The sequence below is a fragment of the Streptomyces hyderabadensis genome (assembly GCF_020404845.1).
Lineage (GTDB): Bacteria > Actinomycetota > Actinomycetes > Streptomycetales > Streptomycetaceae > Streptomyces > Streptomyces hyderabadensis.
This window is the reverse complement of sequence record NZ_JAIOJZ010000056.1, coordinates 1-13,721: the sequence shown is the minus strand read 5'-3', so window position 1 is coordinate 13,721 and position 13,721 is coordinate 1. Positions and strand designations below refer to the sequence as shown.

Below are 13,721 nucleotides of genomic sequence, written 5' to 3'. Positions count from 1 at the left end.
CACGACTTGGAGGGCGTACCGTGCACCGCCGGCACAACGGGCTCAGGACCGCAGTACTCCTCGGGGGACTGTCCGCGCTCATCATCGTCATCGGCAGCTTCTTCGGCCGAGCGGGGCTCGTCGTCGCCGTCCTCGTCGCCCTGGGCACCAACGCGTACGCGTACTGGAACAGCGACAAGCTCGCCCTCCGCGCCATGCGCGCCCGTCCGGTCAGCGAGTTCGAGGCCCCGGCGCTGTACCGCATGGTCCGCGACCTCTCCACCCAGGCCCGCCAGCCGATGCCCCGCCTGTACATCTCGCCGACGGAGGCACCGAACGCCTTCGCGACCGGCCGCAACCCGCGCAACGCCGCCGTGTGCTGCACCGAGGGCATCCTGCGCCTGCTCGACGAGCGCGAGCTGCGCGGCGTCATCGGGCACGAACTCAGCCACGTCTACAACCGCGACATCCTCATCTCGTCCGTCGCCGGCGCCCTCGCCTCGGTGATCATGTTCCTGGTCAACTTCGCCTGGCTGATCCCCGTGGGGCGGTCCAACGACGACGACGGCCCGGGTCTGCTGGGCATGCTCCTCATCATGCTGCTCGGACCGCTCGCCGCCACCGTCATCCAGCTGGCGATCAGCCGGTCCCGGGAGTACGAGGCCGACGCCTCCGGCGCCCAGCTGACCGGTGACCCGCTCGCCCTGGCCGACGCCCTGCGCAAACTGGAACTCGGCACCAAGCAGCTCCCGCTCCCCCCGGAGCCCCGGCTCGAGACCGCCAGCCACATGATGATCGCCAACCCCTTCCGGCCGGGGCAGGGACTCTCCAAGATGTTCTCCACCCATCCTCCGATGGCGGAGCGAATCGCCCGACTCGAAAAGATGGCAGGTCGTCAGCAGTGAAGACCATCCTGAACGTCATTTGGCTCGTGCTCAGCGGCTTCTGGCTGTTCCTCGGCTACCTGCTCGCGGGCGCGCTGCTCTGCATCACGATCATCGGTATCCCGTTCGGCATCGCGGCCTTCCGCATCGGCGTCTACGCGCTGTGGCCCTTCGGGTACACGACGGTCGAGCGCCGCGGCGCGGGAGCACCCTCCTGCATCGGGAACGTGCTGTGGCTCGTCCTCGCCGGCTGGTGGCTGGCCCTCGGTCACATCGTCACCGGGATCGCGCTCTGCGTCACGATCATCGGCATCCCGCTCGGCATCGCCAACTTCAAGCTGATCCCCGTCTCGCTGCTCCCGCTGGGGCGCGAGATCATCCGCACGGACCAGCCGTTCACGGCGGCGGGACCGACCCAGCGGGGGAGTGGCTGGTAGGGCCTCGGCGCTGCTGAGTGTGGCCTTCGTTGTCCACAGCTGCCCGGTTGTCCACAGGCCCGCCCCGATGTCGGCGGCGGCCTGCATGATGAATCCATGACCGAGAACGAGCAGTTGCTGGAACGGGTGGCCGCCAAGGCGCGGACCACCCGGCCGTGGGGTTGGGACACCTTGCCCGGGCCCGTGGACGGGGCGACGCCTGCCCGCGCCGAGGCGGCCCTGGGTTTTCCTCTCCCCGCCCTGCTCGCCCAGCTGTACCTGCGCATAGGAGACGGCGGATTCGGGCCGGAGTACGGTCTGTTGCCCCTGCTCGACAGCCCGCCCTCGGGCGAGCCCGCCGCCGTCGCCCAGTACCTCGCCAACCGCGACAGCGGTGCGAAGGATCCCGACTGGCCCTGGCCCGAGGGCGTCCTGCCCATATCCCACTGGGGCTGCGCGATGTACGCGTGCGTCGACTGCCGTTCCCCGCAGGCCACCGTCCTCCTCTTCGAGCCCAACGCCGGTGACGCCGACCACGCCTGGTACGTCGACGCCCCGAGCCTCGCCGACTGGCTGCGCGCCTGGGTCGAGGGCACGGGCTGGTACGAGGAGACGCACGAGGGCCCGGAGCCGCTGCCCTGGGGCGACTTCCCCATACGCACCGGCAGACGGCCCGTGACGACGGGCACGTCGCCCGCCCGGGCGTCCTGAGGGAACCGGCCGCTTCCCCTCCTGCGCGCGACACCCGGGGCGCGGACGTACGACCACGTAGGCGCCCCCAGCCGCCGCCTACCGCGGGACCTGCTGCCCCCGCACCCCGTACGCCACCACACCCACCGCCAGCACACCCACACCCACGACGACCGACACCGCCGGAAGGGAGAACGCGAGCACCACACAGCCGACCAGCCCCAGCGCCGGCACGACCCGCGACACCCGTGACGGGTCGAGCGTCCAGGCCGACGCGTTGGCCACGGCGTAGTACGCCAGCACACCGAAGGAGGAGAAGCCGATCGCCCCACGCACGTCCACCGTCGCCGCCAGGACCGCGACCACCGCGCCCACGGCCAGCTCCGCCCGGTGCGGCACCTGGAATCGCGGATGCACCGCGGCCAGCGCCCCAGGCAGATGACGGTCCCGGGCCATGGCCAGGGTCGTCCGCGAAACCCCCAGGATCAGGGCCAGCAGGGACCCCAGCGCGGCCACGGCGGCGCCCACCCGCACCACCGGCACCAGGGCAGGCAGGCCGGCCGCCCGTACCGCGTCGGCCAGCGGCGCCGTCGCCTGCCCGAGACCCTCCGGGCCCAGCACGGAAAGGACAGCCACCGCGACACACCCGTACACCGCCAGAGTGAGCCCCAGCGCCAGCGGGATCGCGCGCGGAATGGTGCGCTGCGGGTCCCGCACCTCCTCACCGAGGGTCGCGACGCGCGCGTACCCGGCGAACGCGAAGAACAGCAGCCCGGCCGCCTGCAGAACTCCGCCGGCGCCGCCCGACAGGCCGATGTCCAGCCGACCGGCGTCGGCCCGCTCCGACCCGAGACACACCACCACGACGGAAGCGAGGACAGCGAGCACCACCGCCACGATCACCCGCGTCAGCCAGGCGGACTTCTGAATCCCGCCGTAGTTCACCGCGGTCAGCGCCACCACGGCAGCGACCGCCACCGCATGCGCCTGCCCCGGCCAGACGTACGCGCCCACGGTGAGCGCCATGGCGGCACAAGAGGCCGTCTTCCCGACGACGAACGACCATCCCGCGAGATAGCCCCAGAATTCCCCGAGCCGCTCACGCCCGTAGACGTAGGTGCCGCCCGAGGCCGGATACCGGGCGGCCAGCCGGGCCGACGACATGGCGTTGCAGTAGGCGACGACGACTGCCACGGCGAGGGCGGGGAGCAGCCCCGAACCGGCTGCGCGCGCCGCCGGGGCGAGGGCGGCGAAGACCCCGGCGCCGATCATGGAACCGAGCCCCACGACGACGGCGTCGCCCAGACCGAGAGTGCGACGCAGCTGCGAACCCCCAGGTGTCATGGGTCGCACCCTACTGATCGCCGCAACCACCCGACGCGCCCGGAACGTCTCCTCCACCAAGAAGACATGAACACCGCGCGGAGGAACGGCCCGCAGAGCACTCGCACAGTGTGGGCACAGAGAGAAAGGGCAGGGTCACGGCATGACCGTCATCAGCTGGATCATCCTCGGACTGCTGGCCGGAGCCATTGCCAAATTCCTGCTGCCGGGCCGCGACCCCGGAGGGCTCATCGGCACCACCCTCATCGGCATCGCGGGTGCCTTCATCGGCGGCTGGATATCCGCCCGCTGGCTCGACCACCCGATCAGCAAGGACTTCTACGACGGCGCCACCTGGGCGGCGGCGATCGGCGGCTCGCTGGTGCTCCTGGTCGCCTACCGGCTCCTGTTCGGCAACTCGCGCGACTGAAGGCGCGCGGACCGGACGAGAAAGGGTGGGCACCGCCGGGGTGCCCACCCTTTTCGTCTCGTTTCGCTCTCGGTTCAGCGGCTCACCGGTAGTTGACGAACTGCAGCGCGAAGTCGAAGTCCTGGCCCTTCAGCAGGGCGATCACGGTCTGCAGGTCGTCCCGGCTCTTCGAGGAGACCCGCAGCTCCTCGCCCTGCACCTGGGCCTTCACGCCCTTGGGGCCTTCGTCGCGGATGAGCTTGGCCACCTTCTTCGCGTTCTCCTGGGAGATGCCCTCCTCGATGGACGCGAAGATCTTGTACTCCTTGCCGGAGAGCTGCGGCTCGCCCGCGTCCAGAGCCTTGAGCGAGATGCCGCGCTTGATCAGCTTGGACTGGAAGACGTCGAGGACTGCCTTCACCCGGTCCTCGGAGTTCGCCTCCAGGAGGATCTTCTCCCCGGACCACGAGATCGAGGCTCCCACGCCCTTGAAGTCGTAGCGCTGCGAGATCTCCTTGGCGGTCTGGTTGAGGGCGTTGTCGACCTCCTGCCGCTCGACCTTCGAGACGATGTCGAAACTGGAGTCGGCCATGTCCTGTGGCTCCTTGTATCTGGGTGCGTGTCGGGCCGCGTGTCGGGTCCGTACCGGCATACGTCGGCGGCCACCGGGCCCGGCAGGGTCCTCGGCCGCATCCGGACAAGCCTAGCCACCCGCCGCGGTCCGGGCGGCGATCAATCGGGTGGCGAAGCACCCCTCCACATCAGGTATTGTTTACGTCGTTGCCACGGAGCACCGCCCACCAGCGGTTCCCCGGGCGGCAAACCCCGGCGGTGTGCCCGAGCGGCCAAAGGGAGCAGACTGTAAATCTGCCGGCTCAGCCTTCCCAGGTTCGAATCCTGGCGCCGCCACACGGGAATGAAAGGGCCCCGTGACCTGCGTGAACAGCAGGTCACGGGGCCCTTCGTCATGAGCGGGGCCCGAGCGCGGATGTGTGGGGGCGGCGGGCGGGCAGACTGGTGGCATGGTCTCGTCCTCCCGCCGCAGAATCTGCCCCGAGTGCCGTCGCGAGATCGCTGTCGTCGCGGGGCGGTACGCGCGTCACGATCCGCCCGGTGCACGGGAGAGCGGGGAGCTGGTGTCCTGCCCGGGGTCGCGCCGGCCGGCGCAACTCGGTGCGGCGCAGCCGTCCTTGGACGGGTACGTCATCCCCGACTTCCCCGGGCAGCTGCCCCTCTTCTAGCCGTCTCCGGCCTTCGTGAGAGTGTCCGAGCCGCGAGCCGCCGTCAGTTCCCGGCCACCGACTTCACCGCCACCGACACCGGCGCCGAGCCGCTGATCAGCTCCAGGGTCAGGCCGTTGGTGGCCGGGGTGTCGACCAGTTCGGCCAGGACGGCGGCGACGTCGTCGCGCGGTACGGGGCCGCGGCCGGTGTGCGCCTCCAGACGCACCAGGCCCGTGCCCGCGTCGTCCGTCAGGGCGCCCGGGCGCAGGATCGTCCAGTCCAAGGCGTCCAGCGAGCTGACGTACGCGTCCGCCTCGCCCTTGGCGCGCAGGTAGACGTCGAAGATCTCGTCGCCCCGGTGCTCGGGGTCGGCGCCCATGGACGACACGATCAGGAAGCGGCGTACGCCCGCCCGGACCGCCGCGTCCGCGAAGAGGACCGCGGCCGCCTTGTCCACCGTGTCCTTGCGGGCCGCCCCGCTGCCGGGACCCGCCCCCGCCGCGAAGACCGCCGCGTCCGCGCCCCGCAGCCGCTCCGCGACCTCCTCGACCGAGGCCGACTCCAGGTCCAGCACGACCGGTTCGGCGCCCGCCGCGCGCAGATCGTCGGCCTGCTCGGCCTTGCGGACGATGCCCGCCACCTCGTCACCGCGCGCGGCGAGCAACCGCTCCAGCCGCAGCGCGATCTGACCATGACCACCAGCGATGACAATGCGCATGTCTTCGACCGTACGCCCCGACGACCGCCCGCGCCGCACGGCTTCGGCCACCCCGCGCCGTACGACTCGGACGCCTCGCCCGGCGCGGGCGGGCCGCAGTGCACCACCCCGCCACGCCCCGGACCTCGCTCAGGCCAGGTCCCCGCGCCCGCCGGAGCCGCCGCGCCCGTCGCGCCGTCCCCGTCCGGCACCGCCCTGCCGGGGCAGCCCCAGGTCCGACGCGGCGGTCGAGTCGCCGTACTCGCGCACCGCGCTGGTCCGCGCCACCACGCGCCCCCGGTGCACGACGATCCGGCTGTACGCCAGTGACAGCGCACCCGCCAGCCGGTCCCCGCGCACGGCGACGAGTTCGGCCGGGAAGCCCGCCTCCACCCGCACCTCGGGCAGACCGAGGGCCGACCGTGCCGCCGTGCTCACCGCCTCGTAGGCCTCCTCGGGACGCAGCCCGTGGCGCGAGGCCAGCAGATAGGCGGCCTCCAGGGGGTCGCCGCGGCCGACCGGGTTGGACACGTCCCGCAGCGCACCGCTTCCGGCGGCGACCCGCACCCCGGCCGCCCGCAGCAGCCGTACCGGAGCCGTGCCCCCGGGGCGGTCCACCGGTCCGCAGGCGCCCTGCGGCAGGCAGACCACCGTCACTCCCGCAGCCGCGAGCTGGTCCGCGGCCCGGGAGACCGCATCGGCGGGGAGCCGGCCCAGGCCGTCGCAGGGGCCGATGGCGACCGAGGGGCGCAGCCCGCCCGCCATGGCCGCCAGGCGGGCCAGCCGCGCCGGGTCGGCGGCGTCCGTGTGCAGGTCGACCGGGCAGCCGTGCTCGGCGGCGACCTCCAGGACCGCCTCCACGTACCCCGCCGGATCGGGGTCCAGGTCCGGACACCCGCCCACCACGTCCGCGCCCATCTTGACCGCGTCCCGCAGCATCGCCAGCCCGTCGGCACCGGCCACCCCGGTCAGCACCCGCGGCATCGCCACCGCGGTCAGTTCGGCGAGCCCGCGCAGGGAGCGCCGGGTCCGCAGTACGGCGGTCAGCGCGCCGAGGCCCGCGACGTCGCCCACCCGCACGTGTGCCCGCAGCGCGGTGGCGCCGTGTCCCAGCTGGAGCAGGGCGGCCTCGGTGGCCCGGCGCTGGACGTCCTCGGGCTGGTAGGAGACGGGGCCGGGGACGTCGGCCGTGAGGGCCGTGTCGGCGTGGACATGGGGATCGGCCGGCGCCGGGAGGAGCAGGTAGCCGCCGAGATCGAGGTGGCCGCCGGGGTTCAGGTGGCCGCCGGAGCCCGGGCGCGTGCCGGGGCCGGGCGGGCGCACCGGGGGGAGGCTGCCGAGGGTGCGGCGCGGGGTCAGGCTGCCGGCCGTGCCGACCGCCTCGATACGGCCGCCGTGGAGCCGTACGTCCACCGTCCGGCCGTCGGTGAGGCGCGCCCCGGAGAGCAGGAGCGAGCCGCGGTCGGCGGGGTCCGAGGGCGACGGCGAGTGGGGCGGCTGCGGCTGGCTGTCGGGCATCGCGGTCCTCTGGGCTCGGGGCTGCGCAGTGGGGGACGCAAGATCACGCAGAGTGAGTCGAGCCTAGGACGGTGATCAGCCCGTGGCGCGGAGGAGCGCAATAGTCGTACCGGTGCGGTCCAGCCGGTTCCGTCTCCGCGGTGCGTTCCGTCCAGTGGGCGGCGGGCCGTGCCGTGGACGCGACCCGCGGCGGCCGGGACGGGACGGGGCAGGGTCGGCGAAACGGATTTGGGCGAACGGCGGGCGACCGTGTAATGTCTTCATCGCTCGCCCCAATAGCTCAGTCGGCAGAGCGTCTCCATGGTAAGGAGAAGGTCAACGGTTCGATTCCGTTTTGGGGCTCTGGTGTGAAAGGTTCCCGTCGCGAGGCGGGGCCCGATCGCATCACAGCGGTGTAGCTCAGTCGGTAGAGCAAGCGGCTCATAATCGCTGTGTCACCGGTTCAAGTCCGGTCACCGCTACTCTCAGTAGCCGATTGCGGGGTCGGTCCTTCAATCGGCTACTCTTTCCTGCGTTAATAACATCAATCCGTTCGTCAAGGAGCACTCACGTGGCTGCCACCGACGTCCGCCCGAAGATCACGCTGGCCTGCGTGGAGTGCAAGGAGCGGAACTACATCACCAAGAAGAACCGGCGTAACAACCCGGACCGACTGGAGATGAAGAAGCACTGCCCGCGTTGCAACGCGCACACCGCGCACCGCGAGACGCGATAGTCAGATCAGGCTCGTACACGAGGCCGTCCCCGAGGCTTGGGGGCGGCCTCGTGTCGTTGTCGCCGTCGCTGGATGACAACGACACACAGAGCAGCGGACACACAGAGCAGCAGGTACGAAGAGCAGCAGGAGGTTGTGAGCCCATGGCGCTCGACCAGTCGTTCGTGGGGCGGACCTACCCGCCCACCGCGCCCTACGAGGTGGGCCGGGAGAAGATCCGCGAGTTCGCGGAAGCGGTGGGGGACGCCAACCCGGCGTACACCGACGCGGAGGCCGCCAAGGCGCTGGGCCATCCGGACGTGATCGCTCCGCCGACCTTCGTGTTCTCGATCACCTTCAAGGCGGCCGGTCAGGTCATCGCGGACCCGCAGCTCGGGCTGGACTACAGCCGAGTGGTGCACGGCGACCAGAAGTTCGCCTACACGCGCCCGGTACGGGCCGGGGACCGGCTCACCGTCACCTCGACCATCGAGGCGATCAAGTCAATGGCCGGCAACGACATCCTGGACATCCGCGGCGAGGTCCACGACGAGGCCGGTGAGCACGTCGTGACCGCCTGGACCAAGCTCGTGGCCCGCGCGGCCGAGGAGGCGTGAGCAACCCCATGACGCAACCGACGCAGTCGACGCAGCCGGGCGGGCCGACGCAGCCGCTGACGGCGAAGATCGCGTACAGCGACGTCGAGGTCGGCACCGAACTGCCCGCGCAGAGCTTCCCCGTGGACCGCGCCACGCTCGTGCGCTACGCGGGTGCCTCCGGCGACTTCAACCCGATTCACTGGAACGAGAAGTTCGCCAAGGAGGTGGGTCTGCCGGACGTCATCGCGCACGGCATGTTCACCATGGCCGAGGCGATCCGCGTGGTCACCGACTGGACCGGCGACCCGGGCTCCGTCGTGGAGTACGGCGTCCGCTTCACCAGGCCCGTCGTCGTCCCGAACGACGAGCGGGGTGCCGTGATCGAGGTCAGCGGCAAGGTGGCGGCCAAGCTCGACGACAACACCGTCCGCGTCGACCTCACGGCCACCAGCGGCGGCCAGAAAGTCCTCGGCATGTCCCGGGCGGTCGTCCGACTGGGCTGACCGGTTCCCCGGACCGCCCCCTGCTCGCCGCCCGTCGGCCGGGCGGCGGCGGAGTGGGCATGGGCATGCGTTCACCTTGGTGGGCGGTTGCGCACCCCCCAGGGGCGGGCAACCGCCACGCGTAAAATGTGGGCAGGCGCCCACAGGCGAGTGGTGGGCCGACGCCCATGTGCCGATGGATGTCAGGCGGGCCTGACGCACGGGAGGGAGGGGGTCGCACGTGCCGACCGGAGTGCACCTTCGCGACGCGCGTCAGCAGCTGTTCGACGCCGCGGAACGCGTGCTTCTGCGAGCGGGTCCGAACGGGCTGACCAGCCGGGCGGTCACCGACGAGGCGGGTTGCGCCAAGGGCGTCCTGCACCGGCACTTCACCGACTTCGACGCCTTCCTCGCCGCGCTCGTGCTCGACCGTGCCGCGCGGCTCGATGCGCAGGCACTGGCGTTGCGCGAGGCCGTGGGCACCGGCGCCGTGGCCGACAACCTCACCCACGCGCTGACCACGCTCTTCGGACCGGTGCCCGTGGCGATCATCCCGCTCATCACCTTCCGGGACGAGCTGCGGGCCCGGCTGCGGCAAGGGATGCCCGGGGGCGGCATCGCGATACTCTCCCAGGTCACCTCGGCGGTCTCCGCCTACCTGACCGCCGAGCGCGCGCGGGGCCGGATCTCGGCCGACGCCGACGTCGACTCGCTCACCCTCTCCCTGGTCGGCGGGGGGCATCTCCTGTTCGCGGACCGGGACCCGGGTCCACCGGCCACGGCGACCGTCGCCAAGCTGGTGAACACGGTGCTCGCCGATGTCCTGCAGCGGCGGCCGCGCTGACCCGGCCCGGCCTCCCCGGACCTGCGGCGAGACCTGAACGCACGGCGTCGCTTGACGAAGTTAGTGATTGAGTACTAACTTACTCGCATGGTCAGGATGAGCGCAGAGGAGCGGCGCGAGAGCGTCATCCGTGCGGCGACGAGCGAGTTCGCCCGGGGTGGCTACCACGGCACCTCCACGGAGGCCATCGCCAAGCGGGTGGGGGTCTCCCAGCCGTACCTCTTCCGCCTCTTCCCGGACAAGCGGGCGATCTTCCTCGCGGTGGCGGAGCGCTGCCTGCGGGAGACGCGCGAGGTGTTCGAGAAGGCGTCCGAGGGTCTGCACGGCGAGGAAGCCCTCCACGTCATGGCCGAGGCCTACACGCAGCTGATCGCCGACGACCCCGAGAAGCTCCAGATGCAGCTGCAGGTGTTCGTGACCGTCGCCGGCGCCGAGGCGGCCGGTGACCACGAGTTCGGCGAGATGGTGCGCAAGGGCTGGATGGAGCTCTGGGACGCCGTGCACCTGCCGCTGGGGGCCGACATCGGCCAGACGACGACCTTCCTGGCGTACGGCATGCTGATCAACAACCTGGTCGGCATGGGATTCCCGCCGGGACACCGTGTCTACGGCGGCATCTACGAATCGGGTCAGGCCAAGCCGCGCCGGGGAGACGCGTAGCGGCGCGCAGGAACGCGGTCGGCGGGCGGTCACTCGCTTCCGCATGGCCGCAAAAGTTAGTCATCAATTACTAACCAGAAACCACGGCAAACGCACGCACACCCTCTGGGGGAGAGATGTCACAACAGGGAACACGTCGGAACGCACGCGGCGGGGGCGCGGCCTGGGCCCTCGTGATCACCAGCGTCGCCGGTTTCATGGCGGCCCTGGACAACCTCGTCGTCACCACCGCCCTGCCCTCCATCCGCGAGGACCTGGGCGGCGCGCTGCACGACCTGGAATGGACCGTGAGCGCCTACACGCTCACCTTCGCGGTCCTCCTGATGTCCGGGGCGGCCCTCGGCGACCGCTTCGGCCGCCGCAGGCTCTTCCTCGTCGGCCTCACCGTCTTCACCGGGGCCTCCGCCGCCGCGGCCATGGCGCCCGGCATCGACTCGCTCATCGCCGCCCGCGCGGTGCAGGGCGTCGGCGCCGCGATCATGATGCCGCTGACGCTGACCCTGCTCACGGCCGCCGTACCCGCCGAGCGCCGCGGGATGGCGTACGGCATCTGGGGTGCCGTCAACGGGCTCGCCGTGGCCTCCGGGCCGCTGGTCGGCGGCACTCTCACCGAGCACATCTCCTGGCAGTGGATCTTCTGGCTGAACGTTCCGCTGGGCCTGGCCCTGCTGCCGCTCGCCCGGCTGCGCCTCGCCGAGTCGCACGGCACCAGTGCCCCGCTCGACATACCCGGCACCGCGCTCGCCAGCGGCGGACTCTTCGGCATCGTCTACGGCCTGGTCCGCGGCCCCGTCGACGGCTGGACCGGCGCCGTGGTGCTGACCGCCCTGTTCGCCGGGGCCGCGCTGCTCGCCGGCTTCGTCCTCTACAGCACCCGCGCCAAGAACCCCATGCTCCCCATGCGGCTGTTCCGCTCCCGCGCCTTCTCCGGCGTCAACGCGGCGAGCCTGCTGATGTTCCTGGGGATGTTCGGCTCGATCTTCCTGCTCAGCCAGTACATGCAGGGCGTGCTCGGCTACTCGCCCACCGAGGCGGGCCTGCGCATGCTGCCCTGGACCGGTATGCCGATGCTGGTGGCGCCGATCGCCGGACTCCTCTCCGACCGGATCGGCGGACGCCCGGTCGTCGCGGCCGGGCTCTTCCTCCAGGCGGCCGGTCTCGGCTACCTCGCCTCCGTGATCACGGCGGACGCCTCCTACGCGGTCCAACTGCCGGGTCTGATCATCAGCGGCATCGGCATGGCCCTCTACTTCGCCCCCGCCTCCGCGCTGGTGATGTCCAGCGTCGCCGCGAAGGAACAGGGCATCGCCTCCGGCGCCAACAACGCACTGCGCGAGGTGGGCGGGGCGCTCGGCATCGCGGTCATGTCGTCGATCTTCGCGGCGCGGGGCGGCTACGAGTCGGCGCAGACCTTCGTGGACGGACTGCGGCCCGCGGTCGCGGTGGGCGCCGCGGTGGTCGCCCTCGGCGGTCTCGCCGCCCTGCTGGTCCCCGCGCGCCGCCGGACCGCCGACGGAACACCCCCGGCCGCACCGGCGACGGAGCCGGCCCTCGCCACGACGGCACCGACGCGCCCGCACTGACCCGCGCGACCCGCAACGCCCGAACGAACCCGACGCACAGCACACGAGAGGAGTACGACATGCCCACCCTTCCCTGGACCGTGCCGAACGAGCCGCCCCGCGCCACCGAGGTCCACGTCTTCGCCTCCCGCTTCGAGACCCGCACGCTGTGGGGAGCGCTGAAGTTCCTGGTGCGCACGCCGGGCGTGTGGCGGCAGATCGGGAGCGCGCCCGGCGCGTACGGCGCCTCCCTGAAGGCGGAACCCTTCAAGCGGACCTTCTGGACGCTCTCCGCCTGGGAGTCGCCCGAGGCACTCAAGACCTTCGCGCGCTCCGGCCCCCACGCGCCGGCCTCCCGCGGACTGTCGGCACAGATGCGGGACGCGAAGTTCGCCTCCTGGCCGGCCTCCAGCGACGAACTGCCGGTGAGCTGGACGGAGGTGCGCAAGCGCCTGACGTGAGAACCCACCCGACGACGCCCCGGCCGACCGGTCGGGGCGTCGCCGTCTCGTAGTCTTGAGCGCGTGCAGGAACTCCATGACGCCCCGCTCGCCCCGCTGACCACCTTCCGCCTGGGCGGACCCGCGACCCGGCTGGTCACGGCCACCACCGACGCCGAGGTGATCGCCGCCGTCCGCGAGGCCGACGACACCGGGACCCCGCTGCTGCTCATCGGCGGCGGGTCCAACCTGGTCATCGGCGACAAGGGCTTCGACGGCACCGCGCTGCACATCGCCACGCGCGGCTTCCGCCTCGACGGCACGACGCTGGAGCTGGCGGCCGGCGAGATCTGGACCGACGCCGTAGCCCGCACCGTCGAGGCGGGCCTGGCGGGCGTCGAGTGCCTGGCCGGCATCCCCGGCTCGGCGGGCGCGACCCCGATCCAGAACGTCGGCGCGTACGGGCAGGAGGTGTCCGCCACGATCACCGAGGTCACCGCGTACGACCGCCGCAGCCGCGAGACGGTCGCCCTCTCCAACGCCGACTGCGCCTTCTCCTACCGCCACAGCCGCTTCAAGGCCGAGCCCGAGCGGTACGTGGTCCTGCGGGTCCGCTTCGAGCTGGAGGACGCCGGCGGCCTCTCCGCGCCGCTGCGCTACGCCGAGACGGCGCGCGCCCTCGGCGTCGAGGCCGGCGACCGGGTGCCGCTGGCCGCCGCCAGGCAGACGGTGCTGAAGCTGCGCGCGGGGAAGGGCATGGTGCTGGACCCCGAGGACCACGACACCTGGTCGGCCGGGTCGTTCTTCACCAACCCGATCCTCACGGACGAGGAGTTCGCCGCGTTCCGCTCCCGCGTCGCCGAACGCCTCGGTGACGCCGCGGAACCGCCCGCCTTCCCGGCCGGGGAGGGCCACGTCAAGACCTCCGCGGCCTGGCTGATCGACCGGGCGGGCTTCACCAAGGGGTACGGCAGCGGCCCCGCCCGCATCTCCACCAAGCACACCCTTGCGCTGACCAACCGCGGTGAGGCGACCACCGAGGATCTGCTTGCGCTGGCCCGCGAGGTGGTGGCCGGGGTCCACGAGGCGTTCGGCGTCACGCTGGTCAACGAACCGGTGACGGTGGGTGTCGCCCTGTAACCCTCGGCACCCGGCGTTCGTGTGGGCGCGGGGGGTGGGGAACGCAGCCCGGCGTTGCGGGGTGCCGCTGCGCCCACCCGTGCCGCCCCAGCGGCACGACTGCCCGCAGCTACGCGGCATGCGACTGCCCGCAGCGGCGGCGGCTGGCGACTGCCCGCAGC

At 71.9% G+C, this 13,721-nt stretch carries 17 protein-coding genes and 3 tRNA genes; 16 read left to right on the top strand and 4 right to left on the bottom strand.

Annotated features, from left to right (window positions below; genetic code table 11):
* The first annotated feature begins 20 nt into the window (after window positions 1-20).
* The 3 genes from htpX (at window position 21) to K7854_RS31150 (ending at window position 1,990) form a co-directional block, all read left to right on the top strand.
* The gene (gene htpX / locus K7854_RS31160; RefSeq protein ID WP_226029898.1) at window positions 21-884 is read left to right on the top strand and encodes a zinc metalloprotease HtpX; all 864 of its coding nucleotides are present in this window, start codon (window positions 21-23) and stop codon (window positions 882-884) included.
* Complete coding sequence (locus tag K7854_RS31155) at window positions 881-1,300, top strand: YccF domain-containing protein (protein WP_226029897.1); 420 nt, start codon at window positions 881-883, stop codon at window positions 1,298-1,300. Before htpX ends, K7854_RS31155 begins: the two co-directional genes overlap by 4 nt.
* A 96-nt stretch (window positions 1,301-1,396) precedes the next feature.
* A complete protein-coding gene (locus K7854_RS31150) occupies window positions 1,397-1,990 on the top strand; it encodes an SMI1/KNR4 family protein (RefSeq protein WP_226029896.1) in 594 nt (197 codons plus the stop codon).
* Between the two features lie 78 nt (window positions 1,991-2,068).
* On the opposite strand, the gene K7854_RS31145 is transcribed toward K7854_RS31150, so the two are convergent.
* Window positions 2,069-3,313, bottom strand: a complete 1,245-nt coding sequence (locus K7854_RS31145; RefSeq protein ID WP_226029895.1) for an APC family permease — start codon at window positions 3,311-3,313, stop codon at window positions 2,069-2,071.
* 142 nt (window positions 3,314-3,455) lie between these two features.
* Between K7854_RS31145 and K7854_RS31140 the strand changes: the two genes are divergently transcribed.
* The gene (locus K7854_RS31140; RefSeq protein WP_030145422.1) at window positions 3,456-3,722 is read left to right on the top strand and encodes a GlsB/YeaQ/YmgE family stress response membrane protein; all 267 of its coding nucleotides are present in this window, start codon (window positions 3,456-3,458) and stop codon (window positions 3,720-3,722) included.
* An 82-nt stretch (window positions 3,723-3,804) separates the two neighbouring features.
* Here K7854_RS31140 and K7854_RS31135 read toward each other — a convergent pair whose 3' ends face one another.
* The gene (locus K7854_RS31135) at window positions 3,805-4,293 is read right to left on the bottom strand and encodes a YajQ family cyclic di-GMP-binding protein (RefSeq protein ID WP_226029894.1); all 489 of its coding nucleotides are present in this window, start codon (window positions 4,291-4,293) and stop codon (window positions 3,805-3,807) included.
* Between the two features lie 235 nt (window positions 4,294-4,528).
* Here K7854_RS31135 and K7854_RS31130 point away from each other — a divergent pair.
* Both K7854_RS31130 and K7854_RS31125 read left to right on the top strand, forming a co-directional pair.
* A tRNA-Tyr gene (locus K7854_RS31130) sits at window positions 4,529-4,610 on the top strand.
* Window positions 4,611-4,723: 113 nt separating this feature from the next.
* On the top strand, window positions 4,724-4,942 hold the full coding sequence (locus K7854_RS31125) for a hypothetical protein (RefSeq protein WP_226029893.1): 219 nt from the start codon (window positions 4,724-4,726) through the stop codon (window positions 4,940-4,942).
* A 43-nt stretch (window positions 4,943-4,985) separates the two neighbouring features.
* Here K7854_RS31125 and K7854_RS31120 read toward each other — a convergent pair whose 3' ends face one another.
* Complete coding sequence (locus K7854_RS31120) at window positions 4,986-5,642, bottom strand: NAD(P)H-binding protein (RefSeq protein ID WP_226029892.1); 657 nt, start codon at window positions 5,640-5,642, stop codon at window positions 4,986-4,988.
* A gap of 129 nt (window positions 5,643-5,771) precedes the next feature.
* Window positions 5,772-7,139, bottom strand: a complete 1,368-nt coding sequence (locus tag K7854_RS31115; protein ID WP_226029891.1) for an amidohydrolase family protein — start codon at window positions 7,137-7,139, stop codon at window positions 5,772-5,774.
* 269 nt (window positions 7,140-7,408) lie between these two features.
* On the opposite strand from K7854_RS31115, the gene K7854_RS31110 reads away from it, so the two are divergent.
* The 10 genes from K7854_RS31110 to K7854_RS31065 all read left to right on the top strand — a co-directional run bounded on the left by K7854_RS31110 (window position 7,409) and on the right by K7854_RS31065 (window position 13,560).
* A tRNA-Thr gene (locus K7854_RS31110) sits at window positions 7,409-7,481 on the top strand.
* 46 nt (window positions 7,482-7,527) lie between these two features.
* Window positions 7,528-7,600 (top strand) — tRNA-Met (locus tag K7854_RS31105).
* 89 nt (window positions 7,601-7,689) lie between these two features.
* Entirely contained in the window at window positions 7,690-7,854 is a 165-nt protein-coding gene (rpmG, locus tag K7854_RS31100; protein ID WP_003948671.1) for a 50S ribosomal protein L33, read from the top strand.
* Window positions 7,855-7,997: 143 nt separating this feature from the next.
* Window positions 7,998-8,450: a MaoC family dehydratase N-terminal domain-containing protein gene (locus K7854_RS31095; RefSeq protein ID WP_226029890.1), complete on the top strand. Its 453-nt coding sequence runs from the start codon at window positions 7,998-8,000 to the stop codon at window positions 8,448-8,450.
* Window positions 8,451-8,506: 56 nt separating this feature from the next.
* Window positions 8,507-8,935 carry a MaoC family dehydratase gene (locus K7854_RS31090; protein WP_226029926.1) on the top strand — a complete coding sequence of 143 codons (429 nt, stop codon included), beginning with the start codon at window positions 8,507-8,509 and terminating at the stop codon, window positions 8,933-8,935.
* Window positions 8,936-9,155: 220 nt separating this feature from the next.
* Complete coding sequence (locus K7854_RS31085) at window positions 9,156-9,758, top strand: TetR/AcrR family transcriptional regulator (protein WP_226029889.1); 603 nt, start codon at window positions 9,156-9,158, stop codon at window positions 9,756-9,758.
* 87 nt (window positions 9,759-9,845) lie between these two features.
* The gene (locus tag K7854_RS31080; protein ID WP_226029888.1) at window positions 9,846-10,418 is read left to right on the top strand and encodes a TetR/AcrR family transcriptional regulator; all 573 of its coding nucleotides are present in this window, start codon (window positions 9,846-9,848) and stop codon (window positions 10,416-10,418) included.
* A 116-nt stretch (window positions 10,419-10,534) separates the two neighbouring features.
* Entirely contained in the window at window positions 10,535-12,001 is a 1,467-nt protein-coding gene (locus K7854_RS31075; RefSeq protein WP_226029887.1) for an MFS transporter, read from the top strand.
* A gap of 59 nt (window positions 12,002-12,060) precedes the next feature.
* Window positions 12,061-12,441 carry a DUF3291 domain-containing protein gene (locus K7854_RS31070; protein WP_226029886.1) on the top strand — a complete coding sequence of 127 codons (381 nt, stop codon included), beginning with the start codon at window positions 12,061-12,063 and terminating at the stop codon, window positions 12,439-12,441.
* A 63-nt stretch (window positions 12,442-12,504) separates the two neighbouring features.
* Window positions 12,505-13,560, top strand: a complete 1,056-nt coding sequence (locus K7854_RS31065) for a UDP-N-acetylmuramate dehydrogenase (protein ID WP_226029885.1) — start codon at window positions 12,505-12,507, stop codon at window positions 13,558-13,560.
* The last annotated feature ends 161 nt before the right edge of the window (window positions 13,561-13,721 follow it).

Excerpts from the sequence above, each read along its gene's own strand:
- K7854_RS31135 (WP_226029894.1), bottom strand. The coding sequence starts at position 4,293 with ATGGCCGACTCCAGTTTCGACATCGTCTCGAAGGTCGAGCGGCAGGAG.
- K7854_RS31150 (WP_226029896.1), top strand. The coding sequence starts at position 1,397 with ATGACCGAGAACGAGCAGTTGCTGGAACGGGTGGCCGCCAAGGCGCGG.
- K7854_RS31095 (WP_226029890.1), top strand. The coding sequence starts at position 7,998 with ATGGCGCTCGACCAGTCGTTCGTGGGGCGGACCTACCCGCCCACCGCG.
- K7854_RS31120 (WP_226029892.1), bottom strand. The coding sequence starts at position 5,642 with ATGCGCATTGTCATCGCTGGTGGTCATGGTCAGATCGCGCTGCGGCTG.
- K7854_RS31115 (WP_226029891.1), bottom strand. The coding sequence starts at position 7,139 with ATGCCCGACAGCCAGCCGCAGCCGCCCCACTCGCCGTCGCCCTCGGAC.
- K7854_RS31075 (WP_226029887.1), top strand. The coding sequence starts at position 10,535 with ATGTCACAACAGGGAACACGTCGGAACGCACGCGGCGGGGGCGCGGCC.
- K7854_RS31125 (WP_226029893.1), top strand. The coding sequence starts at position 4,724 with ATGGTCTCGTCCTCCCGCCGCAGAATCTGCCCCGAGTGCCGTCGCGAG.
- K7854_RS31080 (WP_226029888.1), top strand. The coding sequence starts at position 9,846 with ATGGTCAGGATGAGCGCAGAGGAGCGGCGCGAGAGCGTCATCCGTGCG.
- K7854_RS31140 (WP_030145422.1), top strand. The coding sequence starts at position 3,456 with ATGACCGTCATCAGCTGGATCATCCTCGGACTGCTGGCCGGAGCCATT.
- K7854_RS31070 (WP_226029886.1), top strand. The coding sequence starts at position 12,061 with ATGCCCACCCTTCCCTGGACCGTGCCGAACGAGCCGCCCCGCGCCACC.
- K7854_RS31145 (WP_226029895.1), bottom strand. The coding sequence starts at position 3,313 with ATGACACCTGGGGGTTCGCAGCTGCGTCGCACTCTCGGTCTGGGCGAC.